The organism is Brevibacterium moorei (assembly GCF_024580735.1).
Lineage (GTDB): Bacteria > Actinomycetota > Actinomycetes > Actinomycetales > Brevibacteriaceae > Brevibacterium > Brevibacterium moorei.
The window spans coordinates 80,917-104,617 of the sequence record NZ_JANIJX010000010.1; the positions used below are offsets into that span (position 1 = coordinate 80,917).

Annotated in this window: 21 protein-coding genes and 3 tRNA genes; 15 read left to right on the top strand and 9 right to left on the bottom strand. The window is 67.9% G+C overall.

Translation table 11 applies throughout. The annotated features are described in order from the left end of the window. The first annotated feature begins 4 nt into the window (after window positions 1-4). The gene (gene ccsB / locus NQ034_RS08465; protein ID WP_257048255.1) at window positions 5-1,294 is read left to right on the top strand and encodes a c-type cytochrome biogenesis protein CcsB; all 1,290 of its coding nucleotides are present in this window, start codon (window positions 5-7) and stop codon (window positions 1,292-1,294) included. A 127-nt stretch (window positions 1,295-1,421) separates the two neighbouring features. Next, entirely contained in the window at window positions 1,422-2,252 is an 831-nt protein-coding gene (locus NQ034_RS08470; protein WP_257048257.1) for an enoyl-CoA hydratase-related protein, read from the top strand. Between the two features lie 111 nt (window positions 2,253-2,363). Here the strand turns inward: NQ034_RS08470 and NQ034_RS08475 are convergent, their stop codons facing one another. Continuing rightward, the gene (locus NQ034_RS08475; RefSeq protein ID WP_257048258.1) at window positions 2,364-2,738 is read right to left on the bottom strand and encodes a PLD nuclease N-terminal domain-containing protein; all 375 of its coding nucleotides are present in this window, start codon (window positions 2,736-2,738) and stop codon (window positions 2,364-2,366) included. Window positions 2,739-2,770: 32 nt separating this feature from the next. Here NQ034_RS08475 and NQ034_RS08480 point away from each other — a divergent pair, with 32 nt between their 5' ends. Next, window positions 2,771-3,070: a DUF4229 domain-containing protein gene (locus NQ034_RS08480; protein ID WP_257048259.1), complete on the top strand. Its 300-nt coding sequence runs from the start codon at window positions 2,771-2,773 to the stop codon at window positions 3,068-3,070. A 23-nt stretch (window positions 3,071-3,093) separates the two neighbouring features. Here the strand turns inward: NQ034_RS08480 and NQ034_RS08485 are convergent, their stop codons facing one another. The 3 genes from NQ034_RS08485 to NQ034_RS08495 form a co-directional block, all read right to left on the bottom strand. Continuing rightward, complete coding sequence (locus NQ034_RS08485) at window positions 3,094-4,029, bottom strand: 1,4-dihydroxy-2-naphthoate polyprenyltransferase (protein WP_257048261.1); 936 nt, start codon at window positions 4,027-4,029, stop codon at window positions 3,094-3,096. A 194-nt stretch (window positions 4,030-4,223) separates the two neighbouring features. Further along, window positions 4,224-5,474 carry an AMP-binding protein gene (locus NQ034_RS08490; RefSeq protein WP_257048263.1) on the bottom strand — a complete coding sequence of 417 codons (1,251 nt, stop codon included), beginning with the start codon at window positions 5,472-5,474 and terminating at the stop codon, window positions 4,224-4,226. Window positions 5,475-5,511: 37 nt separating this feature from the next. After that, window positions 5,512-6,465 carry a 1,4-dihydroxy-2-naphthoyl-CoA synthase gene (locus NQ034_RS08495; protein ID WP_257048264.1) on the bottom strand — a complete coding sequence of 318 codons (954 nt, stop codon included), beginning with the start codon at window positions 6,463-6,465 and terminating at the stop codon, window positions 5,512-5,514. Window positions 6,466-6,527: 62 nt separating this feature from the next. Between NQ034_RS08495 and NQ034_RS08500 the strand changes: the two genes are divergently transcribed. Further along, window positions 6,528-7,751 (top strand): o-succinylbenzoate synthase, encoded by a 1,224-nt coding sequence (locus NQ034_RS08500; protein WP_257048266.1) that lies wholly within the window; start codon window positions 6,528-6,530, stop codon window positions 7,749-7,751. A gap of 134 nt (window positions 7,752-7,885) precedes the next feature. Here NQ034_RS08500 and NQ034_RS08505 read toward each other — a convergent pair whose 3' ends face one another. Continuing rightward, entirely contained in the window at window positions 7,886-8,899 is a 1,014-nt protein-coding gene (locus tag NQ034_RS08505; RefSeq protein WP_257048268.1) for a CPBP family intramembrane glutamic endopeptidase, read from the bottom strand. 34 nt (window positions 8,900-8,933) lie between these two features. On the opposite strand from NQ034_RS08505, the gene NQ034_RS08510 reads away from it, so the two are divergent. Next, window positions 8,934-10,685: a thiamine pyrophosphate-binding protein gene (locus tag NQ034_RS08510; RefSeq protein ID WP_257048270.1), complete on the top strand. Its 1,752-nt coding sequence runs from the start codon at window positions 8,934-8,936 to the stop codon at window positions 10,683-10,685. A gap of 11 nt (window positions 10,686-10,696) precedes the next feature. Here the strand turns inward: NQ034_RS08510 and NQ034_RS08515 are convergent, their stop codons facing one another. Next, complete coding sequence (locus NQ034_RS08515; protein WP_257048272.1) at window positions 10,697-12,139, bottom strand: isochorismate synthase; 1,443 nt, start codon at window positions 12,137-12,139, stop codon at window positions 10,697-10,699. A gap of 164 nt (window positions 12,140-12,303) precedes the next feature. Here NQ034_RS08515 and NQ034_RS08520 point away from each other — a divergent pair, with 164 nt between their 5' ends. The 3 genes from NQ034_RS08520 to NQ034_RS08530 are packed head-to-tail and all read left to right on the top strand — an operon-like array spanning window position 12,304 to window position 15,528. After that, entirely contained in the window at window positions 12,304-13,080 is a 777-nt protein-coding gene (locus tag NQ034_RS08520; RefSeq protein ID WP_257048274.1) for a demethylmenaquinone methyltransferase, read from the top strand. A 1-nt stretch (window position 13,081) separates the two neighbouring features. Next, a complete protein-coding gene (locus tag NQ034_RS08525; RefSeq protein WP_257048275.1) occupies window positions 13,082-14,407 on the top strand; it encodes a geranylgeranyl reductase family protein in 1,326 nt (441 codons plus the stop codon). Between the two features lie 23 nt (window positions 14,408-14,430). Further along, the gene (locus NQ034_RS08530; protein WP_257048276.1) at window positions 14,431-15,528 is read left to right on the top strand and encodes a polyprenyl synthetase family protein; all 1,098 of its coding nucleotides are present in this window, start codon (window positions 14,431-14,433) and stop codon (window positions 15,526-15,528) included. 53 nt (window positions 15,529-15,581) lie between these two features. On the opposite strand, the gene rarD is transcribed toward NQ034_RS08530, so the two are convergent. Next, window positions 15,582-16,553, bottom strand: a complete 972-nt coding sequence (gene rarD, locus NQ034_RS08535; RefSeq protein ID WP_257048277.1) for an EamA family transporter RarD — start codon at window positions 16,551-16,553, stop codon at window positions 15,582-15,584. A gap of 194 nt (window positions 16,554-16,747) precedes the next feature. Between rarD and NQ034_RS08540 the strand changes: the two genes are divergently transcribed. Further along, a complete protein-coding gene (locus NQ034_RS08540) occupies window positions 16,748-18,178 on the top strand; it encodes an FAD-dependent oxidoreductase (protein ID WP_257048278.1) in 1,431 nt (476 codons plus the stop codon). A gap of 121 nt (window positions 18,179-18,299) precedes the next feature. Then, window positions 18,300-18,980 carry a hypothetical protein gene (locus NQ034_RS08545; protein ID WP_257048280.1) on the top strand — a complete coding sequence of 227 codons (681 nt, stop codon included), beginning with the start codon at window positions 18,300-18,302 and terminating at the stop codon, window positions 18,978-18,980. A gap of 509 nt (window positions 18,981-19,489) precedes the next feature. Here the strand turns inward: NQ034_RS08545 and NQ034_RS08550 are convergent. Next, a complete protein-coding gene (locus NQ034_RS08550) occupies window positions 19,490-19,981 on the bottom strand; it encodes a YajQ family cyclic di-GMP-binding protein (RefSeq protein ID WP_257048281.1) in 492 nt (163 codons plus the stop codon). Window positions 19,982-20,177: 196 nt separating this feature from the next. Here NQ034_RS08550 and NQ034_RS08555 point away from each other — a divergent pair. Beyond that, window positions 20,178-20,259, top strand: a tRNA-Tyr gene (locus NQ034_RS08555). A gap of 107 nt (window positions 20,260-20,366) precedes the next feature. Here the strand turns inward: NQ034_RS08555 and NQ034_RS08560 are convergent. Further along, on the bottom strand, window positions 20,367-20,789 hold the full coding sequence (locus NQ034_RS08560) for a hypothetical protein (protein WP_257048283.1): 423 nt from the start codon (window positions 20,787-20,789) through the stop codon (window positions 20,367-20,369). Window positions 20,790-21,061: 272 nt separating this feature from the next. Between NQ034_RS08560 and gdhA the strand changes: the two genes are divergently transcribed. The 4 genes from gdhA (at window position 21,062) to NQ034_RS08580 (ending at window position 23,642) form a co-directional block, all read left to right on the top strand. Continuing rightward, window positions 21,062-22,402 carry an NADP-specific glutamate dehydrogenase gene (gdhA, locus tag NQ034_RS08565; protein ID WP_257048284.1) on the top strand — a complete coding sequence of 447 codons (1,341 nt, stop codon included), beginning with the start codon at window positions 21,062-21,064 and terminating at the stop codon, window positions 22,400-22,402. A gap of 154 nt (window positions 22,403-22,556) precedes the next feature. Beyond that, on the top strand, window positions 22,557-23,351 hold the full coding sequence (locus NQ034_RS08570; RefSeq protein ID WP_257048285.1) for a glycerophosphodiester phosphodiesterase: 795 nt from the start codon (window positions 22,557-22,559) through the stop codon (window positions 23,349-23,351). Window positions 23,352-23,456: 105 nt separating this feature from the next. Beyond that, window positions 23,457-23,529: transfer RNA gene (locus NQ034_RS08575), tRNA-Thr, on the top strand. A 39-nt stretch (window positions 23,530-23,568) separates the two neighbouring features. Further along, a tRNA-Met gene (locus NQ034_RS08580) sits at window positions 23,569-23,642 on the top strand. Window positions 23,643-23,701 lie beyond the last annotated feature (59 nt).

Consider the following 23,701-nt stretch of genomic DNA (forward strand, 5'->3'; position numbering starts at 1 on the left):
ACCGATGGACGTCAATATCACCCTTGCCTCATGGTCGAATCTGCTTTTGTATTCGGCCCTGGCGGTCTATGCGCTGAGCTTCCTGTTCTACGCGTTCGACCTGTTCGGCCGGCAGCGCGTCACTGCGGCCGATGCCGCCCGTGAACAGGGGAAGAAGACCGCGGGTGCGGGCACTGCCGGCGCTGCGGGTAGGGCTGCGAATGCGGCTGGAGCGCAGAGCCGGACGACCGGTCGGAAACGATCCGTGGTCGGCAGCGGGGCCACAGCCGTGGCCGAGAAGACCGCGGAGAAAGCCTCGGTTTCACACCAGGCGACGGGTGCAGGGAAGTCCGGCGGCGGTGCGGCCGGGAAGTCCGGCGCGGCCGGAGAATCCGATGCTGCGGTAACCGGTGGGCGGCGCAAGCTCGCGGCCCTGGGCACGAACATGTTCGTCATCGGGCTGCTGCTGCACATCGCCTCGATCGTCACCCGCTGCCTATCGGTGATGCGGGTGCCGTGGGGCAATATGATGGAATACCTCATGGTCGCCACGGCGATCGCCGGCATCGTCTACCTGGTGGTCATGAAATGGCGCGATGTGCGCTACCTGGGCACCTTCGTCTCCGGGGCCATCATGATGGGCCTGGGCCTGTGCATCACGGTGTTCTACACCCCGGCTGCCCAGCTGGTCCCGGCCCTGCAGTCCTACTGGATCTACATCCACGTGCCGATCGCGATCCTGTCCACGGCGCTGCTGTCTATCTCCGCGGCCCTGGCCGTCTTCCAGATGCTCAAGGCCTTCGTGGAGACCCGTCACGCAGCGGTGGAGTCGGCCAAGAAGAAGGCCGCGAAGGCCGAGGCCAGGGCCCAGAAGGTGGCAGCGGCCGAGGGCGGGGAATCGGCTCCGGTCGCGAGCTCGCAGGCGAAGCGGGCCCAGCGCGAATCCGCCTCCGTCAAGGGCGTACCCGGCTGGCTGCGCTGGCTGGACAAGGACCGCATCCCCTCGTCGAAGTCGATCGAACAGGTCAGCTACCGGATCGCGGCCGTCGGCTTCATCACCTGGACGTTCACGCTGATCGCCGGAGCCATCTGGGCCGAGGTCGCCTGGGGCCGCTACTGGGGCTGGGACTCCAAGGAGATCTGGACCTTCGTCGTCTGGGTCGTCTACGCGGCGTATCTGCACTCGCGGGCCACCCGCGGTTGGAGCGCGAACAAGGTTGCGGTGTTGAACCTGGTGGGTTTCCTGTGCATCGTCTTCAACTTCACGATCGTCAACACCTACTTCAACGGTCTGCACTCCTACTCGGGGCTGTAACATTTCGCCGAGTGACCGGCGGGAACCAGTCGCTCGGCGAGCCCACAGGGCGCCTTGGCCGTGTGACAATCGAAGGGAGTCGATTTCCGGCGCCGGTGCCGGAACGCACGTGGAAGAGGTGGTACTCATGAGTTCGAACCCCGACCAGCCGAGTGTGGACGCCGCGCTCGAAGACGAGATGAGCGGACCGGTGACCTATGAGCGGCGCGGCCTGGCCGGCATCGTCACCCTGGCATCCACCGCGGACCGCAATGCGATCAGCCTGGCGATGATCGGCGAGGTCAAGGCCGCCGTCCAACGGGCCTACGACGACGAGGACGTCCGCTACGTCGTCCTCACCCACACCGGAAACACCTTCTGCGCGGGCGCGGACCTGCGCGAACAGAAGGGTTTCGGCGCCACTCCCGAACACCTACAGGTGCGCCGTGGACTGGAGCTGGGCGACCTGTTCTCTCTCCTGCTGGCCGGACCCAAGCCGGTGGTGGGCGCGGTCTACGGTCACGTGCGCGCCGGGGGCACAGGACTGGTCGCGGCCTGCGATGTGGTCTTCGCCGGGCCCGAGGCGAGTTTCGCCATGACCGAGGTCCGGATCGGTGCGGCTCCCACCGTCACCGTCGCGGTGCTCGAGGAGCGCCTGACCCCGCGGGCCCTGGCCGAACTGTCGATGCGGGGCAATGTCATCGATGCGGCAGAGGCCCAGCGGGTCGGGCTGATCACCCGGGTCGTCCCCGATGTGGACGAGGCGCTGGACTCCTTCGCCGCAGACCTGCAGGCGGCCGGTCCATCGGGCCTGGAGGCGGCGAAGGGCCTGGCGAACCGGAGGGTCGTGGACAATGTGGCCCGCCGGACGCCGGAACTGGCGGTGTTGTCGGCGCGTTTGTTCATGGCGGCCGAGGCCCAGGCCGGGATGCGCGCCTTCCTGCGGCACGAGCCCGCCCCCTGGGTGCCACAGGACTGAGCGCCCCTGAAAATCCGCACCCCTGAAAATCATTGGGGCGTTTGTCTCAGATTCGACCGTTCATACGGCCCAATCTGGAACAAACGCCCCAATGATTTCGGGACCTGCGATTCAGCGGTCCTCGTCGTCGCGTTTGGTCACGTCTCCGGCGTCCGCATCGGGACGCTCCTCGCGCTCATGGGCCTCGCGGCGCCTGCGCTGTTCGAGGTCGTCCTGGATCCGCCGCAGGTATTCCGGATCATCATCCGGTGCGATGGGGCCGCGGCGGCTGGGCTTTCCGGCGGAGCCGCCGGGCCCGGCCACGGTGCCCCGGCCGAAGATGTACCACATGAGCAGCCCGATCAGCGGGATGAAGAGGATGATGAAGAACCAGCCCCATTTAGGCATGATTCTGATGACTGTGCGATCTCGCATCGCGCAGTCGAACAGACTGTACAGGGTGATCGCCACCAGAATGACGACACCGGCAATTAACCCTCTAGCCACGCTCCCAGTCTAACGGACTAACATTGTGGATCATGCGTCAGTTCCTCTTGTACAATCTGGCCCGGATCGGCCTGTTCGTCCTCGTCCTGGCGGTGATGATCGGCATCTTCAAGTGGTCGCTCATCACCGGGATCGCGGCGATCCTCATCTCCACCATGCTCAGCTATCTGCTGCTGGGCCGGCTGCGCGATTCGGCGACGAATGCGATGGTCGACCGGGTCGAGGATCGGCGCAAGCGCAAGGCGGCGCAACCGGCGAAGAAGTCGGCGGACGCCCAGGCGGAAGACGCCGAGGTCGATCAGCTCGAAGAGCGCCGCACCAAAGAGGACTGAACGCCCGGTGGAGCTCGGGGCCGCTAGAGTGCCAGGCCCAGGGCCAGGAGGGCCGCCCAGAGCAGGGCTGCGATCCCGGTCTGTTTGATCGGCGGGATCAGGGCGGTCCCGGTGGACTTGCCCAGGACGATCCGCAGCGGCGGAATGGTCAGCACGACCGCCAGCACCGCCAGGAGCGCGGCCGGGTGGCCGGTGAGGATCGGCACCAACAGCAGGATGAAGGGCGCGATGACCAGGACGGCGTAGGCTATGCGCGCCCTGATATCCCCCAGCAGCGAGGCCAGCGTGGTCTTGCCCGTCAACGGATCCGTATCGATGTCGCGCAGATTGTTGACCATGAGCACGGAACAGGCGAACAGGCCCTGGCCCACCGCTCCGGCCCACGCTGTCGGGGAGAGCTGGTGGACCATCGCATAGGTGGTACCCAGTACGGCGACCAGGCCGAAGAAGATGAAGACGAACAGTTCCCCCAAGGCGATGTAGCCATAGGGGTGCTTCCCACCCGTGTAGTACCAGGCCGCCAGGACGGCCAGTACGCCCACGGGGATCAGCCACCACGATTGGGTCAACAGGGTCATGGCGACACCCGCTACACCCGCCACTCCGAAGCTTAAGAACGCGGCGCGTTTGACCCGGGGCGGGGAGACCAGCCCCGATCCGGTCAGGCGCAGCGGTCCCACTCGTTCGTCGTCGGTGCCGCGGACGCCATCGGAGTAGTCATTGGCGAAGTTCGACCCGATCTGCAGGGCCAGGGATACGAGGAGGGCCAGCAGGGGTGTGATGATGAGCTGCCAGGCGGGAACCTGGAGGATCTGCGATTTTCCGACATCGCCGATGACGATTTCGCGCAGTCCGCCGATCTGACCCAGCGCAGCGCCGGTTCCCACCAGCACCGGGGCCACCGCCAGCGGTAGGGTGCGCAGCCGAGCGCCTTCGATCCACTGGGAGAACGTCGCCATGTGCCAAGCCTTCTTTCCTAAAATGACCGTTCTATTTTATGCGGGTCGGGCGATATCGTGCCAGGTGGGACGAGGTTAACGGTGGAAGAGAGCCCCGGATCACACAGTCATGTGGTGATTCCCATGCGGTGATTCCGTGGGATCAGGCGGCTTGCGACTGGGCCACAGCGCACCACGCCGCGCGCCGGCGCGGTTCAGCCCAGGGCCCGCACGGCCAGTTCGCGGGCAGCCCGCCGATCCGGTTTGCCGATGCCCTTGGCCGGGATCGTCGTCACGGGCAGCACGAAGCGCGGTCGGTGGATCCCCGGGAACGAGGCGGGCAGCAGTTCTTTGAGTTCGGCTGCCAGGTCCGCTGCACGTGCCCCCTCGCCGGTCGCCGCGAAGGGGCCGGAGTCCGCGCGTAGCAGCGCGACCAGGGCCGCGCCCCACTCGGGGTCGGGCAGCCAGGTGAGCAGGACCTCGGCGACGCCGTGCGGTTCCAGGGCTGCCAACAGTGCGTTCTCCACAGCCAGGGGCGCGATGTTCTCCCCGCCGACCACGATGACGTCGTCGGCACGGCCCAACACGTCGAGCACCCCGTCGCTGATGCGGCCGAGGTCGCTGGTGGTGAAGGAGCGCGTGGCACCGGAGCCTGCGAACCCCGTGCCGGTATCCGGCAGGGCGCGCAGCAGTGCCGGAGCATCCTCCAAGCGCACATAGGAATCCGCCAGCACGGGCCCGGCCAAGACCACGCGCGACTGTGCGTCGATCGACATGTGGACGCCGTCGAAGGGCACGCCGTTGTAGACGCAGCCGCCGCCGGTCTCCGACATGCCGTAGGTGCGCACGATCCGCAGGCCCGCGGCCTCGGCGGCTGCCATCACGGAGGGCGCGACCGAGGCCCCGCCCAGCAGGATCGCATCGAACCTCCCCGCGGCCCGGGTCGCCGCCGTATCGCGCAGGATCCGCACCAATTGTGTGGGCACCAGGGAGGCGTAGAGGCGTGCGGCCTGGCCGGCCTCGGAGACCAGGCGGTCCACATCTGCGGTGAAGCCCGCGGCGTCGAAATGACCCAGTGAGACCAGGGGAGTGGTGCCGGCCATGAGCGAGCGCAGCAGCACCTGGGCGCCGGCGATGTGGTGCGGGGCCAGCGGCAGGTACCAGGTGCCCGGCCCGCCCAGTGCTGCCTCGGTCGCGCGGCCCGATACCTCGAGGGCCCTGGCGGACAGGGCCACGCCCTTGGGGTCACCCGTGGAACCGGAGGTGTAGACGACCAGGGCGGGCGGCGCCTGGTCCCCCCTGGCCGGGTCGGGGCGGAAGGCCTCAGGTGCCACCACGTGGACCTCGCCGGACCGGGATGCGGGTAAGACCACGGTGTGCCGGCCGGCCATGGCGCCGGCCAGCAATTCGCTCAGTTCGGCCGGGGTTGGGCGCAGGGTGCGGACGGGGTTCACTGTGCTGTTCATGCTGCTCTGTGGCTCGGACAATCCGGTGGGGTCCCGCTCAGTAGTACCAGGGGTAGGGCGACCAGTCGGGGTCGCGCTTTTCCAGGAAGGCGTCGCGGCCCTCGACCGCCTCGTCGGTCATATAGCCCAGGCGGGTGGCCTCGCCGGCGAAGACCTGCTGGCCCATCAGACCATCGTCGGCCAGGTTGAAGGCGAACTTGAGCATCCGCTGGGCGTTGGGGGACTTGCCCAGGATCTCGTGGGCCATGGTCAGGGCCGCGTTCTCCAGATCGGCGTGGTCGACGACCTCGTTGACCGCGCCCATGTCGGCCATGTCCTGCGCGGAGTAGGTGCGGCCCAGGAAGAAGATCTCACGGGCCTTCTTCTGGCCCACCATCTTCGCCAGGTAGGCGCTGCCGTAGCCGGCGTCGTAGCTGCCCACGTCCGCGTCTGTCTGCTTGAACTTCGCGTGTTCGCGGCTGGCGATGGTCATATCGCAGACCACGTGCAGGCTGTGCCCGCCGCCGGCCGCCCAGCCCGGTACCACCGCGATGACGACCTTGGGCATCATCCGGATGAGGCGCTGGACCTCCAGGATGTGCAGCCGGCCGGCGCGCGCCGGGTCGACCGATTCGGCGGTCTCGCCGGAGGCGTACTGGTAGCCCGAGCGCCCGCGGATCCGCTGGTCCCCGCCGGAGCAGAAGGCCCAGCCGCCGTCCTTGGGGCTGGGGCCGTTGCCGGTCAGCAGCACGCAGCCCACGTCCGAGGTCTGCCTGGCGTGGTCGAGCGCCCGGTACAGTTCGTCGACGGTGTGGGGCCGGAAGGCGTTGCGGACCTCGGGCCGGTCGAAGGCGATGCGCACGCAGCCGAAGTCGGAGCCGTCGGGGTTGAGCGCCCGATGGTAGGTGATGTCGGTGAAGTCGAAGCCCGCGACCTCCCGCCACTTGGTCGGATCGAAGATCTCGGATACCGATGCCGGGTTCTGTGCGGGGTCGGTCTGCGTCTCACTCATGGACTCAAGTCTAGTTCGGTGGACCTACGTCTAGTTCGGTCGGCGCGCACTAGGGTGGGGTCATGACCGATTCGCGCGTACCCCCAGTGCCGTCCTCCGTACCCGCTCCCGTCCATCCTGACCTGCCCGCGGACCCGCGCGAGCTGTTCGACGATATCCGCGTGGTCTGCCTGCCGATGGTTGCGAAGTTCCGCGGTATCACGGTGCGTGAGGCGATGCTGGTGCACGGTCCGGCCGGTTGGGCGGAGTTCTCGCCGTTCACCGAATACGACACCGCCGAGGCCTCCCGCTGGCTGGCCGCCACCGTCGAGTACGCGAGCTGTGACTACGCCGAGCTGGTGGGCGGTCCGGCTGCGGAATCGGCTGCGGTCCCGGCGCTGGACCCCGTGCCCGTCAACGGCACCGTGCCCGCCTGCCCTGCGGCGGACGTGCCGGGCATCCTGGCCCGTTACGACGGAGTGCGCACCGTCAAGATCAAGGTGGCAGAGCGCGGGGCCGCGACTCTGGCCGACGACCTGGCGCGGATCCGCGCGGTGATGGCCGCCGGGCCGCAGCTGCGCCTGCGCCTGGACGCCAACGGCCGTTACACCCCGGCCGAGGCGCAGCATGCCCTGCGCGCCTTCGCCGCACTGCCCGGCTTCACCGAACGGCTCGAATACATCGAACAGCCCGTGCTGGACACCGAGGACCTGGCCCGACTGCACGACTGGGTCGCCGCCGCCGGCCTGCCGCTGCGCCTGGCAGCCGACGAATCCATCCGCAAGGCCTCCGACCCACTGCGGGTCGCGCGGTTGGGGGCGGCCGACCAGATCATCGTCAAGGTCCAGCCGCTGGGCGGCATCCGGGCCGCGCGCGAGGTCGTCGCGGCCGCCGGCCTGCCCGCCACGGTCTCCAGTGCGCTGGACACCTCGGTCGGCCTGGCGGCCGGCGTCGCCCTGGCCGCCGCGCTGCGCGGGGGAGCGGGCTGCTCGGTCGCGGGTGCCGCCGGCTCCGGGCCTGCGTGCGGCCCCGGGCCTGCGTGCGGCGCGGGGCTGCCGGGCGGCGCGGGCGGTCGCACCGGGAGCGGGGCCTCGGCCCAGGAGGTGTGGGCCGCTGGCCTGGGCACCAGCTCGCTGTTCGCCCGCGACGTCGTCGACCCGCCGCTGCGCGCCCACGCCGGAGTCCTGTCGCCGGGTCGAATCAGCCCCGACCCCGCGGCCCTGGCCGCCCTGGCCGCCCCCGCCCCACGCACAGCCTGGTGGCTTGAGCGGCTGGATCGCTGCTGGGCCCACCTGTCACAAAGGTAGGAAGGTGTCATGAACTTCCGCTCGTGGGGCACGGAAAGCGACCTTTTCCGACACCGACCTACTTGTGTGACACCCTTGTGTGACACCTCGGCGCAGAGGTGGTGCGGTAGCAGCGGAATCCGGCCCGCCGGGGTCTAAGCGCGCGTGCGGCGCACAGGTCCCAGCAACATGCCCTGGTGCCGGGCCAGGGCCAGCAGCACGATGCCCGCGGCCAGGGCGACGACCAGCGTGACCACCGAGGCCTCGATGCCCATCGACCCGCCGGTCAGCCAGGCGGGCCCTGACCAGTGTGCTTCGAACAGGCCGGTGCGCTCGCCGGTGCCGGAGACGTTCGAGGAGAAGATCCCGCCCTGGACGAAGTTCCACGCCACGTGGATGCCGATCGCCAGCCACAGCCGGCGGGTCAGCAGATAGGCCGCACCCAGCAGGACGCCGGCCTCCAGCATGATGGCCACGGCGCCGAAGACCGATGCGCCGGGGTTGCTCAGATGCACCAGCCCGAACAGCACAGAGGTGATCGCCAGTGCGGCCCAACTGCCCAGCCAGGCATCGAGGACGCGCAGCAGGAACCCGCGGAACAGGATTTCCTCCATGAAACCCGCACCGATCCCGATGGCTGCGGCGTAGAACAGGCCGTCCCACAGCGCAGGGCCGGTGGTGATGCCGGTGGTCCGGTAGCCGCCGAACAGGGCGATCACACCGACGGACACCCCCATCAGCACGAGTCCGGTGCCCAGGCCGGTGACGAATTCGATGAGGCGCTGGTGCTTGCCAAGGCCCAGGCCCGGATTGCCCGCGATGAAGCGCATGATGAGCAGATAGAACACGAAGGACAGAGCGGCGCCCACGACCATGCCGATGAGCATGTCGAGCCCGCCGAACACCGACATCCCGGCCTGCGCCACATCGGCGGTGGAGCCATCGGGCCGGACCACCCGGACGGACGCGCCCGCGCCAGTGGCGGCGTCGATGGTGAGGCTCCCGCGCAGCAGGGCGGAGAAGAACGTGACGACACCGGCGACCAACTGGGCCGCGAAGAAGGCCACGATCCCCACGACGAGCTGCCAGACCCGGTGCGCGTCGCCCCGGAAGACGGAAGGGGTCCGTGGGGTCACTGACTCGGCATAGGGATTGGGCGGGTAGCTCATAGTTCCATCATAGTTCGGTGGAAAAATAGGGCCGATGAATGCTTCCACCGCCTCCGCTCGCGCCCTCGCCGTCGAACTGCTCCGCCTGGGCCTACGCCATGTCGTCATCTGCCCCGGCTCGCGCTCGGCTCCGCTGACCTACGCCTTCGCGGAACTGGCCAGGCAGGGGCTGGTGGAAACGAGTGTGCGGATCGACGAGCGCGATGCCGGCTTCCTGGCATTGGGCCTGGCCAAGGGCCTGCGGGCCGAGGGCTCGGGCGACGGGCTGGTCGCGGTGGTGACGACCTCGGGCACCGCCGTCGCGAATCTGCACCCGGCAGTGCTCGAGGCCTCCTACTCCCATGTCCCCCTGCTCCTGCTGACGGCCGACCGGCCCGCCCGGCTGCGCGCCACCGGGGCCAATCAGACGATCGACGATCAGTCGCGGGTGCTGACCGATGTGCGGGCGGGCATTGACGTGGAGGTCGGTGGCGACGCCCCGAACGCGGCCCGGGTGGCGGCCGAGGCGGCCCTGGGCTCCGGATTCGCCGGGACCGTGGCGGGTGGTTCGGTGGGGGAGCCCGCCGGCGGCGCGTTGGGCCCCGGCGCCCTGGCCGGCACACCCGGTCCGGTGCAGCTGAACATCCAGTTTGACGTCCCCCTGGTGCCCGAACGCGTGGACTTCCCCTGGACGCCCGCGGGATCAGAGGCCGCGCCCGCGCAGGCTCCGGCGCCGTTGGATCCCCGGCTGGGTGAGGCCCTGCACCGGCTGGACCCCACGAGCACCGTGGTGCTCGCCGGTGACGACTTCGGATTGGGCCAGCGGCGCGTGGGCGAACTGGCCACCCGCCTGGGCCTGCCCGTCCTGGCCGAACCGACTGCGCCCCTGTTCGTCCACCAGCATGCCGTGGCCCGCCACACCGAGGTGCTGGCGGGCGCGCCGACCCTGCGAACACGGATCGCCACGGTGGTGGTCGCGGGCAAACCCACGCTGTTCAGGCCCGATGCCAAGCTCCTCGCCGATCCCGCGGTGACCCTCGTCCACGTGCAGGCCGATCTGGACCGAGTGGACGACGCGGCCTGGGCCGAGTTGGCTCTGGGCCTGGGGGATGTGCGGGGTCCGGATGTGCCGGGTGCCGCACCCTGGCTCGCCGAATGGCTGGAGGCCGGGCGCGCGCTCGCCGCACAGGACGAAGGTGCCGGGCACGACTCGGCTGCAGCCGTTGGCTCGACTGCGGCCGGAGCGGGCGGCGCTGGTCAGCCCTCCGGCCCAGCGGCCCTCATCGCCCCGGTGCTGCGGGCCGAGGGCCATGTGCTGCTGGCCAGCTCATCGGTGGTCCGCTATGCCGACCGGATCACGGATCGGCACGCGCGGATCAGTGCGAGCCGCGGTCTGGCGGGTATCGACGGACTCGTGTCCACCGCCGTCGGCATGGCCAGGGTGCTGGCCGGGCCGAAGCCGGGTGCGGCCTCGGCCCCGGTCAGGCTGTTGATCGGGGATCTGGCGCTGCTCCACGACGCCGGCGGGCTGCTGCGGATGACGGGCGAGGCACGCGCGAGTCTGCAGATCTTCGTCCTCAACGACGACGGCGGACGGATCTTCGCGGGCCTCGAACACGGGCAGGACTACCTGGCGCCCTACTTCGGTCCGTACTTCGCGACCCCGCACGGTCGGGGCTTTGCCCATCTGGCGGCCGAATACGACTGGCACTACGAGAGCCTGGACGGCCCCGCCGCAGTGTCCCGAGTAGTCGCCGAGGCCCGCCCCGGCCTCTACGAGATCCCCCTCCCACCCGTCCTGTCCTGACGGCTCGGGGATTACTCCAGGCCGAGGGCTTGGCGCATGGGCTTCATCTTGGCCCAGGTCTCGGCCAGTTCGGACTCCGGATCGGAATCGGGCATGATCCCGGCGCCGGCCCACAGCCGGATCCGGTCGCGGGCCTCGAGCTGTCCGCAGCGCAGGGCGATGCCCAACTGGCCGTTGCCATAGCCGTCGACCCAGCCGATGGGACCTGCGAAGCGGCCCCGGTCGGCCGCCTCGGATTCCCGGATCACCCTGGTCGCCTGATCCGTGGGCACCCCGCCCACCGCAGCGGTCGGATGCACGGCCGCCGCGACCTCGAGCGCCCATGGCCGATCGGCCGCCCCGCCGGTCCCGGGGCCGGCTCCAGGGCCGAGGTCCCCGGCGCCACCGCGCACCCCGCCCGCAGCGGCGCTCCCCGCCGCCGGGACCCGGGTATCCAGCGTGCCACGGGCATCGCTGGCCAGGTGGATGACATTGCTCAGGGCCAGCAGATGCGGTTCGGAATCCACCCGCAGATCCGAGCTCAGGGGTGTCAGAGACTGTTCGAGGGAGTGGATCGCATAGCGATGCTCCTGCGAGTCCTTGTGCGCGCCCAGCTGCTTGCGCGCTGCATCGAGCTCGGACTCCGGATCGTGCTGGACCCGGTAGGTCCCGGCCAGCACGCGGGAGGACACGACCCCGTCCTGCACGCCGATGAGCAGTTCGGGAGTCGCCCCCACCAGGCCCGCCACCGCATAGGTCCACGTCGACGGGAAGGCCCGGTTCAGCCGGCCCAATACCGCGCGCAGATCGATGTCGGCATCGGCCTGCACCACGGTGTCACGGGCCAGGACCACCTTCAGCAAATCGTCTGCGGGGTCGTCGGCGGCCGCGCGCAACCGGGCGGAGACCTCGCCGACGATCCTCCGGTACTTCCCCGCAGTGACCCGCCCGGCCGACAGCCTGGCCCCGCGTACCGGGGACAACCGGGCATCGGACAGCCGCAGGGGGCTGACGTCCTGGTCGGGATAGGTGATCTGCGTCAGCCAGACCCGGCCATCGCGCCGGCCCATCAGGAAAGTGGGCACGTCGATGACACTGGCGGTCCGCGAATCGTCGGCGAAGGACAGGGAGCTGAAGCCCAGCAGGCCGGAGCCGGGCAACTGGACCGGATCGTCGACCTCCGCCGTACCCGCCAGCGCTCGCCAGGCCGCGGACAGTCGGGTGAAGCGGTCGGCCCCGGTGGCGCTCAGGCGCAGGGTCCGGCCGAAGCCCACCAGGCCGGAATGGCCCCTGACCCAGCAGGCCAGGGTGTCGGTTGGGAGTTTGGTCAGGAAGTCCTCGGGACTGGTGGGCAGGCCACTGGAGAAGGGTCGGGGCGCCTCCGGGTTGACGCCGTCGATGAACCACGAGCGCACGCGCAGGCTCGGCAGGCCGGAGGTTGTGGGGGCCGAAGTGTCCTCAAGATCGAAACGCATCACCCTTCAATGCTAAGCGGCCGGATGCCGGTTCGAGGCCGCGGCCGGGGACCGGGGTTTCCGGCCCCCGTCGGACACCGGCCCGCAGACCGGGTGAGCAAGGATACAGAGACGATCCCCGCCCCGGGTGGTCAGGTGGGCGCGCGGGCTGAGAAACTAGGCGTATGACTCGCGCGAACCTGGACAAGCAGAAGACCGACGTCGCATCGATGTTCGACGCCGTGGCCGAACGCTACGACCTGACCAACGATGCCATGACGTTCGGGATCTCGCGCTGGTGGCGCGTGGAGAACACCAAGGCCGTCGACCCGCAGCCCGGCGAGAAGATCCTCGACCTGGCCGCCGGCACGGGCTCATCCTCGGTGCCCTATGCCAGGGCCGGCGCGCAGGTGATCGCAGGCGATATCTCCGAGGGGATGCTGGAGGTGGGGCGGCGCCGCCACCCCGAAATCGAGTTCGTCTACGCCGATGCGCTCGACCTGCCCTTCGACGACGAGACCTTCGACGCGGTGACCATCACCTATGGCTTCCGCAATGTCCAGGACACCGCCACCGCCCTGTCCGAGATGTACCGGGTCCTCAAACCGGGCGGGCGCCTCATCGTCTCCGAGTTCTCCACCCCCACCTTCAAGCCCTTCGCCAAGTTCTACAAGGGCTACATCATGCGCGCCCTGCCGGCCGTCGCCAAGGCCGTCAGCTCCAGTCCCGACGCCTATGTCTACTTGGCCGAATCGATCCGCGCCTGGCCGGCCCAGGTGCCGCTGGCCCACCTGATCCGCGACGCCGGGTTCGACCGCGTGCAGTACCGCAACCTCACCGGCGGGATCGTCGCCCTGCACCGCGGTTACAAGCCGGCCGCCCCGGCACCGGAGACAGCAGCGCCCGAGGCCCCCGCACGTGCGGAGGGCAACCCGGGTGCCGCCTCGGCGGGGGTCGCCTGAGGTGCAGACCGTCAGCGCCGATGTCATCGTCGTGGGCGCGGGACCGGCGGGCGCCTCGGCCGCGGCACACCTGGCTCGGGCCGGTCTGGACGTCGTCGTCCTGGAGAAGGCCCGGTTCCCGCGCGATAAGATCTGCGGCGATGCGCTGACCCCGCGGGCCGTGCACGAACTGGGCCTGCTGGGCCTGGACAAGTCGGACGAACCCGGCTGGCACCGCAACCGGGGCCTGCGGCTGATCGGCGGCGGGCACCGCCTGGAGATCGACTGGCCCAGCGTCGCCGGCCTGCCGGATTATGGGCTGACGCGCCCGCGGATGAAGCTCGACGAGGACCTGGCCCGCCACGCGCAGGCCAGTGGTGCAACCCTGTACGAGAACACCATGGCCCTGCACCCGACCTTCGGCGCCGATGGCTGGGTCAACGGGATCCAGGCCACGGCGACCAATGACAAGGGTCGCAAGATCGGCCCCGAGACCCACTTCCGCGCGCCCGTTGTGTTGGCCGCGGACGGGGTGTCGGCGCGCACCGCCGTGCAGATGGGCAATGAGAAGCGCGAGGACCGGCCGATGGGCGTGGCCGTGCGCACCTACTACCGCACGCCGCGGTCGCAGGACGAGTTCATCGAGAGCTGGCTGGAACTGCGCCCGAAGGCCGAACCCGGCACTGCCCAGGCCGGCCGCGGCGACGGGCTGGGCGATCCGATGCCCGGCTACGGCTGGCTGTTCCCGATGGGCGACGGCACGGCGAACGTGGGGCTGGGCATCCTCGACACCTCGCCGATGTTCGGCAAAGTCGACTACCGCAAGGTGCTGCGCGACTGGATCGAGGCGATGGGCGCCGAATGGCAGATCGACGAGACCTGTACCACCGGGCCCGTGAAGTCCGCCGCCCTGCCTATGGCCTTCAACCGCACCCCGCACTTCGACCGCGGCGTGCTGCTGCTGGGCGATGCGGCCGGGATGGTCAACCCGTTCAACGGGGAGGGCATCGACTATGCGATGGAATCCGGCCGCCTGGCCGCCGAGGTCGTGGCCACCTACCAGCACTATCCCACCGCCGCACGCCGGCGGGCACTGCACGGGTATGCGGAGTCGGTGCGCGGCGAATTGGGCTCCTATTTCACCCTGGGCCGGATTTTTGCTGAGATAATCGGTAAGCCGGAGCTGATGAATGTGGGGATCAAGTACGGTATGGGGAGCAGGGTCTTGATGAGATTCGTCGTCAAGCTGCTGGCGAACCTGTACAGTTCGCGGGCCAGTGAACGCGACCTCTACGACCATGTGATCTATGCGCTGAACCAGCTGGTGCCGGCGACGACGAACGACTGACGATGGGTACAACGGAACAGACTATGACCGAATCGGGCAACACCGGCACGCAGTCCCCTGCTACGGCGGCACAGGCTGGGACGACTCCTCCGGAGGCCGCGCCTGCTTCCCCCGCGCCTGCGACCACGACCCAGGCGATCAGCATGGGGATGGGCGCAGTCGCGCTGGAACTGGCCGATTATCTGGAGCAGGTCGAGGACGTGCTCGGCGCTGCCGCCCGGCAGACCGATCCGCTGGTCGATGCGGCAGCCCACCACCTGATGAACGCCGGGGGCAAGCGGGCCCGGCCCATGCTGGTGTTGATGGCCGCGGGCCTGGGCGACCGGGATCGGCCCCAGGTCATCACCGCGGCGGCCGCGGTGGAACTGACCCATCTGGCCACGCTGTACCACGACGATGTGATGGACGAGGCCCCCGTGCGCCGCGGTGCGACCGCAGCTCAGCACGTGTGGGGTAATAACGTTGCGATTCTGACGGGCGACCTGTTGTTCGCCAAGGCGTCCCTGCTGTCGGCGGACCTCGGCCCGCGCGCGGTGGTGCTGCAGGCGGAGACCTTCGAGCGCCTGGTGCTCGGCCAGCTGCACGAGACCATCGGCCCGGTCGACGGGGCCGACCCGCTGCGCCACCACCTCGGCGTGCTGGCCGACAAGACCGGTTCGCTGATCGCCGCGGCCACGGAGTTCGGCCTGCTTGCCTCGGGCGCGCCCGAGGAGTACATTGCGCCGCTGCGCTCCTTCGGCGAGCGGGTGGGTGTGGCCTTCCAGCTGGCCGATGACATCATCGACCTGGACAGCGCGCCGGACCAGTCCGGCAAGACGCCGGGGACCGATCTGCGCGAGGGCGTGCCCACCCTGCCGATGCTCTATGTGCGGGCCGCGGCGGCCGCCGGCGACGCGGACGCGGTGCGCGTCGTGGAGCTGATGGACCGGGATCTGAGCAGCGACGAGGCCCTGGAAACCGCCAGGGTCGCGCTGGTCGCCCACCCCGCGATGGAACGGGCCAGGGCCGAGGCCCGTCGCTGGGTCACAGCGGCCCTGGACGATCTGGCGCCGCTGCCGGCCGGTGGGGTCAAGGACGATCTGATCGCCTTCGCCCACCAGGTCGTCAACCGCGTCGGCTGATCCGGCGGTGGCTCCACAAGTGCACCTGTGGAGCCACTCGGCAAGGTGCGGGCCTACCGGCGGCGGGAGGCGCGGAGCATGTCGACGGTGATGATGACGATCGCCACCCAGACGATGAAGAAGCCCGCCCAGCGCGCGGGATCCATGTGCTCGTGGAACACGGTCAGCGCGAAGATGAACTGCATGGTCGGGGCGATGTACTGCATCATCCCCACCCAGCTCAGCGGCACCCGGCTGGCCGCACCGGAGAACATGATGAGCGGGACCGCGGTGATGGGCCCCAGGAACACCATCGCCACGACCTGCCAGGGCCCGCCGGCGGTGAAGTGCGATCCGCCGGTGGCCAGGAGGAAGCCGATATAGGCCAGGGCGAACGGGGTGAGGACCATGGTCTCGATCGTGAACCCGGGCAGTGCCCCGACCTTGCCGCCCACCCGGTTCTTGATCAGGCCGTAGAGCCCGAAGGACACCGCAAGGCCCAGGCTCCACCAGGGCACGCGGCCATAGGCCACCGTGATGACGACGACCGCCACCACGCCGACGGCCACGGCGACCCATTGCGCCGGGCGAAGGCGCTCGCGCAGGAACACCACGCCCAACAGGATCGACAGCAGCGGGTTGATGAAATAGCCCAGTGAGCTCTCCAGGACGTGGCCGGTGAGCACGGCGTAGATCATGATGGTCCAGTTCGCGCAGGCGAACAGCGAGGCCAGGGTCAGGGTGGAGAACAGCCTGCCGTTGCGGCAGATGGCCCAGACCTCGCGGAAGGTGCGGGTCAGCGCCAGCAGGATGACGCACAGGACGATCGACCAGACGACCCGGTGGGCCAGCACCTCCAGGCCACTGGCGGGTTTGGCCGCGTTGAACGCGAAGGGCATGAAGCCCCAGAGGAAGTACGCGCCACAGCCCAGGAACAGGCCAAGGCGCCGGTTGTCGCGGACATCGGCGGGGACCTCGGCGGGTGAAGGCGCGGGGGCACCGGCGGTTGCGGCGGGGACTGGATCATTGGAAGCGGGAGTCGACACAGGGGGATTCTAGCCACCGTCCGCTGGGCGGGACGGAACTGCCCACCCACTGGGCCCGGACCTCGGCCGCCGGACTACCGCCGCCGGACCGCAGCCGCGGGACAAAGTCACATGGCCTACTAAGGGGAACCCAACTAGAATGGTGGGGGCTGCCGGCGTGAACACCGGTGCCACACGACGACGAAAGAGGTTTTATGGATCGCCCGCTGCGCGTGGCCATCGTGGGTGCCGGCCCCGCCGGGATCTACGCCGCCGACATCCTGACGAAGGCGGAACGCGACTTCGATCTGAGCATCGACCTGTTCGAACGCCTGCCTGCCCCCTTCGGCCTGGTCCGCTACGGCGTCGCCCCCGACCATCCCAGGATCAAGGGCATCATCAATGCGCTGATCAAGGTGATGGACCGCGGCGACATCCGGCTGTTCTCGAATGTGGACTACGGCACGGACATCACGCTGGAGGACTTCCGCCACCTCTACGACGCCGTCATCTTCTCCACCGGCTCGATCGAGGACGCGCCCCTGGACATCCCCGGCATCGACCTGCCGCGCTCCTACGGCGCCGCCCGCTTCGTCAACTGGTACGACTCGCACCCGGACTACCCGCAGACCTGGCCGCTGGACGCCAAGCGCGTCGCGGTGATCGGCAACGGCAACGTCGCCCTCGACGTCGCCCGGATCCTGTCCAAGCAGGCAGACGACCTGCTGAGCACGGAGATCCCCGCGCACGTCTACGAGGGACTGAAGGACTCGGCCGTGACCGATGTGCACGTGTTCGGCCGCCGTGGCCCGGCGCAGGTGAAGTTCACGCCGCTGGAGCTGCGCGAACTGGGCCATGTCAAGGACGTCGACATCGTCGTCTACCCCGAGGACTTCGAATTCGACGAGGGTTCGATGCAGGCCATCGGCTCGAACAATCAGACCAAGCAGGTCACGAAGACGCTCACGGACTTCACTCTGCGCGAGGAAACCGGCGCCAAGCGCCGCCTGCACCTGCACTTCCTCCAGGCACCGGTGGCCGTGCTGGGCGATGAGACCACCGGGGTGACCGGCCTACGGGTGGAGCGCCAGCAGCTCGACGGCACCGGCGGCGTCAATGGCACGGGGGAGTTCATCGACTACGACATGGACGCGGTCTACCGTGCGGTCGGCTACTTCGGCACCGCTGTGGACCAGCTGCCCTTCGACCGGCACAAGGGCGTGGTGACGAACGTCGAGGGCCGCGTGGTCCAGGGCGATTCCCAGGCAGAGGCCGCGCAGGCCCCGGTGGAACCCGGACTGTACGCGACGGGTTGGATCAAGCGCGGGCCGGTCGGCCTGATCGGGCACACCAAGGGCGATGCCCTGGAGACCGTCACGCACCTGATCGAGGACTACCACGCCGGTTCCCTGCCCGCGCCCACGCATCCGGGCGAGGACGAGATCGTCAAGCTGCTCGAGGCCAAGGGCGTGGACTTCACGAACTGGGAGGGCTACCACCTGCTGGACGCCGCGGAGCGCGCCGCAGGCGAGCCCGAGGGCCGTGAGCGCATCAAGCTCGCCACCCGCGAGGCCATGATGGACGCCGCCCGTGCCGCCGTCCACGCGGGCTCCGGTTCCGAGGTCCCGCAGGGTGCCGCTGACTGATTGAAACCGCCGGTTTGTCCCCCGATCGGGGGACAAGCACTTCCGGTTCTCTTCGTAGGGTGAAGGAATCGCGTGTACGAGGTACGCGATGGCTGGACCAAATTTCTACTGAGGAGGACTTATGGAGTTCTTTGGAAGGCGCCTCGCTATTTCAGTGGGGCTTGCCGCTGCGCTGGCTATGGGTGGGTTGATTCCTGCCCAGGCAATAGGGGTGGAAGAACAATCAACTGGATCAGTGACCAGATCGACGACGACAGTTGTCAATGAGCAATGTGCTGACCAAGTACGGGAGATCAACGAAGAGCTAGGTGATCCAGTTGCCGATGGCATCGAAGTGTGTGATGCCAAGATCGAGACTACTTCGACGACAGGTGTTGTGACGGACGCCGAGATTGACGCTGCGGCTGCTGTTGGCGAGCTGACCATCCCAGAAGCAACAGCGCTAAAAGCGAAGAAGAAAAAGAAGCCGATTTACAAACGCAGTTGGGACAATGGGTATCTAAGCGGTGTGGTTTACGAGCGACACACAGGTACAACCTACTATGATGGTTCCAAGGCTTGGATTAAGAAGTACAGGGGGAAGACAGGTAAACACACTTGTCATGCCCAGGGGTCTTGGGCTGTTGGCTGGGTGGTCACGCCGCTTTCGTGCGGAAAGCCAAAGGCTGGCAAGACGGCGGACGCAGTGCACAAGTTCGATACAGCGCTGGTCTTCAAAGGGTCGCCTATCAGGCTGACTGTTGGATTGCACCTGCGCGTGTCGAATAAGGGTGAGCCAAAGGCTTGGCAGGTTGGCGGATGAGTTCGAGGACCCGTTGCGTTGTCGCACGAGATGAGGCGAAATGGATACACGAGCTACAGAAGATGCGAGTCGTTTCTTCCAAAGGACGGACTGGTGGCTGGTTGGAATCGTGGCGGCTCAACTCGTCACTTGTCCGCTGTTGTTCGTAGGGCCGATTTTCTGTACAGTCCTGGCATACATGTCGCCTTTGCGCTACTCCCGTGCCCGGCTGGTGATCGCGACTGTGACAGGTGTCGTCATACTCTGCATATCGACAGTACCATTCGTCCTCATGTGGTTGGGCATCAACCGTGACTTGGCATCGTGGAGCGACCCAGAGAAAGCCTCAGGCGAGGCTCTTCTCTCGGAGGTTCCCGACCTGTGATCGTAGCCAGAAGATGACCGAGGCCGCGCCCGGGTGCCGCGATCGCGGCGCCCGGGTGCGGCCTCGGTGTGCGAAGGCGTGAGAAAGGGCCCCACGGCATCGTCCGATGCGGTGGGCCCTTCGGGTTCCATCCAGGCTAGACGGTTCAGCGGTAGTTCGTGAATTGCAGGTCGACGTCGAGGTCCTTGCCCTTGAGCAGGGCGATGACCGACTGCAGGTCGTCGCGGCTCTTCGAGCTGACCCGGACCTCGTCGCCCTGGATCGGGGCCTTGACGCCCTTGGGGCCCTCGTCGCGGATGATCTTCGTGATCTTCTTGGCGGTCTCCTTGTCGATGCCCTCCTTGAGGCCGGCCTCGAGCCGATATTCCTTGCCCGACGGGTAGGGTTCGCCGGCGTCCAGGGACTTCAGCGAGATCCCGCGCTTGACCAGCTTGGACTGGAAGACGTCGAGGACGGCCTTGACGCGTTCCTCGGCATTGGCCTTGATCAGGATGGATTCGCCCGACCAGGCGATCGAGGCGTCGGTGCCGCGGAAGTCGTAGCGCGAGTTGACCTCCTTGGCGGCCTGGTTGAGTGCGTTGTCGGCCTCCTGCCGGTCGACCTTGCTGACGATGTCGAAGCTGGAATCGCTTGCCATGGTTGCTCCTTAGCTGTCGGATGCCCGCGAGCGGGCCGGATACACGGCCACCAGTCTAGTGAAGGCCAGTCTGCGACGTCCGAATATGACACTGGACACAAAGTGCTGGAAAGGGCCTCCTCTGATTTCGTATCCGAGAAATCATCCTGTACTGTTTAACAGGTACGCCACACGGGCTGAAACCCAACAGGTGTATGGCAGGTTGTCCGAGCGGCCAAAGGAATCTGACTGTAAATCAGACGGCATTGCCTTCGAAGGTTCGAATCCTTCACCTGCCACCGAAGGCCGAAGCCCCCGGGATCATGAGATCCCGGGGGCTTCGTCGTTTCGGAGGACGTTCGCCCGTGGGGTCGCCTCTGCCGGCTTGGGGCAGCGGGTCGGAGCCTCAGGGCCTCCGTGCCGCCCATACCGGCAGCGCGATGAGCGCGACGACGGCCAGAGCCGCCAATTGCATGGGCGGAAACAGGGCCAGTGCGATGCTCGCCGTCGAACTGTCGTCCATCAGCACGTCGATGTACACCCAGACCCCGGCGGCGCCGGCCACCACGGTATAGGCCAGGGCGAGCCATGAGACCCAGGCCGGTCTCCTCACCAGGAGCTGGATGATCAACGGCACCAGATAGGGCAGGATGATGAAAAAGCCCAGGACTGCTGCCCCCACTGCCGCATCCACTGCGGTCCCCCTCCACGGCTGGGCGAGTACGGCCATGACGCCGATGGCCGTTGCGATGAACAGCAGGGCTGCAATCATGCCGATGATGCGGACGGTTCGGTTCCCAGCTGGGAGGTTGTGCGCGTCGGTGGGCATGGGTCGATCCTAGACGTCGGCGAAGACCGGATCACGCGAATGTGGGCCGAACCGGAAGATTTCCGGCGGATCTGCAGCACTGTGGCAAGAAGATCGACGAGCATGGGACCTTTCTCACTTCCCGGGCGCCTCGTCCACGGTTTTGTCTCACATGGCAGAATCTAGGATGGTCGCGACTCGTCGGCATACCCGTCGGCACTATCGCCGGCGCCCCGCCGGCCCGCCCACCGGCGCCCTCGCCGGATCGGCAGTCGCGCAGAAAGGAGCCCTCAATGGCACATGACACCATCGAATCCCTGCTCGACCGGGTACTCAAACGCAATCCCGGTGAACCCGAATTCCACCAGGCCGTCCGCGAGGTCCTCGGCTCCCTCCAGGCGATGGGGAACCGTCATCCCGAATACCAGGACTCCCGCGTCGTGCAGCAGCTGTGCGAACCGGAGCGCCAGATCATCTTCCGCGTCCCCTGGGTCGACGACAAGGGCGAACTGCAGATCAACCGCGGGTTCCGCGTGGAGTTCAACTCCGCCCTGGGCCCGTACAAGGGCGGCCTGCGTTTCCACCCCTCGGTGAACCTGGGCATCATCAAGTTCCTGGGCTTCGAGCAGATCTTCAAGAACTCCCTGACCGGCCTGCCGATCGGCGGCGGCAAGGGCGGTTCGGACTTCGACCCGCACGGCCGCAGCGATGACGAGGTCATGCGCTTCTGCCAGTCATTCATGACCGAGCTCTACCGCTACATCGGCGAATACACCGACGTCCCCGCCGGTGACATCGGCGTGGGCGGCCGCGAGATCGGCTTCCTGTTCGGCCAGTACAAGCGCATCACGAATCGCTACGAATCCGGCGTGCTGACCGGCAAGGGCCTGACCTGGGGCGGTTCCCTGGTCCGGACCGAGGCCACCGGCTACGGCGCCGCGATCTTCGCCCAGCAGATGCTCAAGACCCAGGGCACGACCTTCGACGGCGCCAAGGTCAGTGTGTCCGGTTCGGGCAATGTCGCGATCTACGCTATCGAGAAGGTCCACCAGCTCGGCGGCACCGTTTACACCGCCTCGGACTCCTCGGGCTATGTGTATGACGAGATGGGCATCGACCTGGCCCTGCTCAAGCAGGTCAAGGAGGTCGAGCGCGCCCGCATCAGCGAGTACGCGGCCCGCCGGTCCTCGGCGAAGTTCGTCACCGGCGGCAGCGTCTGGGACGTGCCGGTCGACGTCGCCCTGCCGTGCGCCACGCAGAACGAGTTGAACTCGACCGCAGCGCGCACGCTCATCAAGAACGGGCTCAAGGCCGTGGCCGAGGGTGCGAACATGCCGTGCACCGAGGGCGCCATCGGCGTGTTCCGGGAGGCCGGCACCGCCTACGCTCCCGGCAAGGCCGCGAACGCCGGTGGCGTGGCGACCAGCGCGCTGGAAATGCAGCAGAACGCCCAGCGCGACTCCTGGACCTTCGACTACACGGAGGACCGCCTGACGACCATCATGACGTCCATCCACGACACCTGCCTGGCCACGGCCGAGGAATACGGCCACCCGGGCAACTACGTCATGGGCGCGAACATCGCCGGCTTCCGGAAGGTCGCGGACGCGATGCTGGCCTTCGGTGTGGTCTGATCGCCCACCGGCGCCGAGGCCCCGCGTCGCGGGTGCCCGGCGGCACCTCGTGCGGATGCTGGTAGGCCGCACGGGCCAGGCCCCACCGCCCGCATTCAGCGGGCGGTGGGGCCTTTGTCATGTCCGGGCAACGTGGCTGGCATAGGGTGGGGCCATGTTCACCGAGTATCTGAAGACACAGCAGATCCTGCAGACCCCCGGGCGCGGGGCCGCGCCGTGGGTGATCGCGCACCGCGGATACTCCGGGGTCGCGCCGGAGAACACCCTGGCCGCGGTGGATGCGGCACGGGCCACCGGCGCGGATCTGATCGAGGTCGATGCGTGGATCTCCGGGGACGGCACCCCCGTCATCATCCACGACGGGACCCTGGGCCGGACCACCGGTTCGCAGGGCAATGTGGTGCATATGAGCGATGAGCGGATCTTCCTGGCCGATGCCGGGATCTGGATGGGGCGCGGCTTCGCCGGCCAACGCGTGCCCACGCTCGAGGGGCTGCTCGGCGATCTGTCCGTGCATGGGGGCGATCTGCTCCTGGAGCTCAAGGGCGAGTGGTCGGCGGGGGCGGTGGCCCGGATCAGTCAGGAGATCATGGACTTCGGGATGGCCGATCGGACGATCGTGCAGAGCTTTTCGGTACCGACCCTGCAAACGGCGCGCGACATGATGCCGATGGTCCCACGCGGACTGCTGCGGATGACGCCCAAGTCGGGGGACGCACAGCTGGCGCAGGACTTGCAGGCCATCGCCGTCAATGTCTCGGTCAAGGGGTTCTCCAATCACCGCGATCTGGTCGAGGGGTTCTTGGCATCCGACTTGGCGTGCTGTGTGTTCACGGCCAATCGTGCTGAGGAATGGGCGCGCTTGCTGGACGCCGGGGTCACCGGCATCATCACCGATCACCCGGGCCGGCTGCAGGGCTTCCTGGCGGCCCGCGAACACCTGTCCTGAGCCTCGTTCCACACCCCCCGGCCAGGGGTGTGGTCTAAAACACTACAAATGGAGCCGTTCTGGATTTGCATCGTGCTTCAACGCCCGTGTAATGTATCTGTTGTTGCCCCGATAGCTCAGTCGGCAGAGCGTCTCCATGGTAAGGAGAAGGTCAAGGGTTCGATTCCCTTTCGGGGCTCTCAGTGTGGAAAAAGGTGAGAACCGGTTCCATGCTAGTGGCGGGGTAGCTCAGCCGGTTAGAGCGCACGACTCATAATCGTGAGGTCGGGAGTTCGAGTCTCCCCCTCGCTACAGATTGTGAAGTCCCGCATCCTTAAGGATGCGGGACTTTTTTCGTTTGCCCTCCGGGT

What these genes read in the sequence shown, in the direction of transcription:
- NQ034_RS08550 (WP_257048281.1), bottom strand. Translation starts at nt 19,981, where the DNA reads ATGGCAAGCGATTCCAGCTTCGACATCGTCAGCAAGGTCGACCGGCAG.
- gdhA (WP_257048284.1), top strand. Translation starts at nt 21,062, where the DNA reads ATGGCACATGACACCATCGAATCCCTGCTCGACCGGGTACTCAAACGC.
- NQ034_RS08480 (WP_257048259.1), top strand. Translation starts at nt 2,771, where the DNA reads ATGCGTCAGTTCCTCTTGTACAATCTGGCCCGGATCGGCCTGTTCGTC.
- NQ034_RS08530 (WP_257048276.1), top strand. Translation starts at nt 14,431, where the DNA reads ATGACCGAATCGGGCAACACCGGCACGCAGTCCCCTGCTACGGCGGCA.
- NQ034_RS08515 (WP_257048272.1), bottom strand. Translation starts at nt 12,139, where the DNA reads ATGCGTTTCGATCTTGAGGACACTTCGGCCCCCACAACCTCCGGCCTG.
- NQ034_RS08500 (WP_257048266.1), top strand. Translation starts at nt 6,528, where the DNA reads ATGACCGATTCGCGCGTACCCCCAGTGCCGTCCTCCGTACCCGCTCCC.
- NQ034_RS08510 (WP_257048270.1), top strand. Translation starts at nt 8,934, where the DNA reads ATGAATGCTTCCACCGCCTCCGCTCGCGCCCTCGCCGTCGAACTGCTC.
- NQ034_RS08570 (WP_257048285.1), top strand. Translation starts at nt 22,557, where the DNA reads ATGTTCACCGAGTATCTGAAGACACAGCAGATCCTGCAGACCCCCGGG.
- NQ034_RS08485 (WP_257048261.1), bottom strand. Translation starts at nt 4,029, where the DNA reads ATGGCGACGTTCTCCCAGTGGATCGAAGGCGCTCGGCTGCGCACCCTA.
- NQ034_RS08490 (WP_257048263.1), bottom strand. Translation starts at nt 5,474, where the DNA reads ATGAACAGCACAGTGAACCCCGTCCGCACCCTGCGCCCAACCCCGGCC.
- NQ034_RS08495 (WP_257048264.1), bottom strand. Translation starts at nt 6,465, where the DNA reads ATGAGTGAGACGCAGACCGACCCCGCACAGAACCCGGCATCGGTATCC.
- NQ034_RS08540 (WP_257048278.1), top strand. Translation starts at nt 16,748, where the DNA reads ATGGATCGCCCGCTGCGCGTGGCCATCGTGGGTGCCGGCCCCGCCGGG.
- NQ034_RS08545 (WP_257048280.1), top strand. Translation starts at nt 18,300, where the DNA reads ATGGAGTTCTTTGGAAGGCGCCTCGCTATTTCAGTGGGGCTTGCCGCT.
- ccsB (WP_257048255.1), top strand. Translation starts at nt 5, where the DNA reads ATGGACGTCAATATCACCCTTGCCTCATGGTCGAATCTGCTTTTGTAT.
- NQ034_RS08505 (WP_257048268.1), bottom strand. Translation starts at nt 8,899, where the DNA reads ATGAGCTACCCGCCCAATCCCTATGCCGAGTCAGTGACCCCACGGACC.
- NQ034_RS08470 (WP_257048257.1), top strand. Translation starts at nt 1,422, where the DNA reads ATGAGTTCGAACCCCGACCAGCCGAGTGTGGACGCCGCGCTCGAAGAC.
- NQ034_RS08520 (WP_257048274.1), top strand. Translation starts at nt 12,304, where the DNA reads ATGACTCGCGCGAACCTGGACAAGCAGAAGACCGACGTCGCATCGATG.
- NQ034_RS08560 (WP_257048283.1), bottom strand. Translation starts at nt 20,789, where the DNA reads ATGCCCACCGACGCGCACAACCTCCCAGCTGGGAACCGAACCGTCCGC.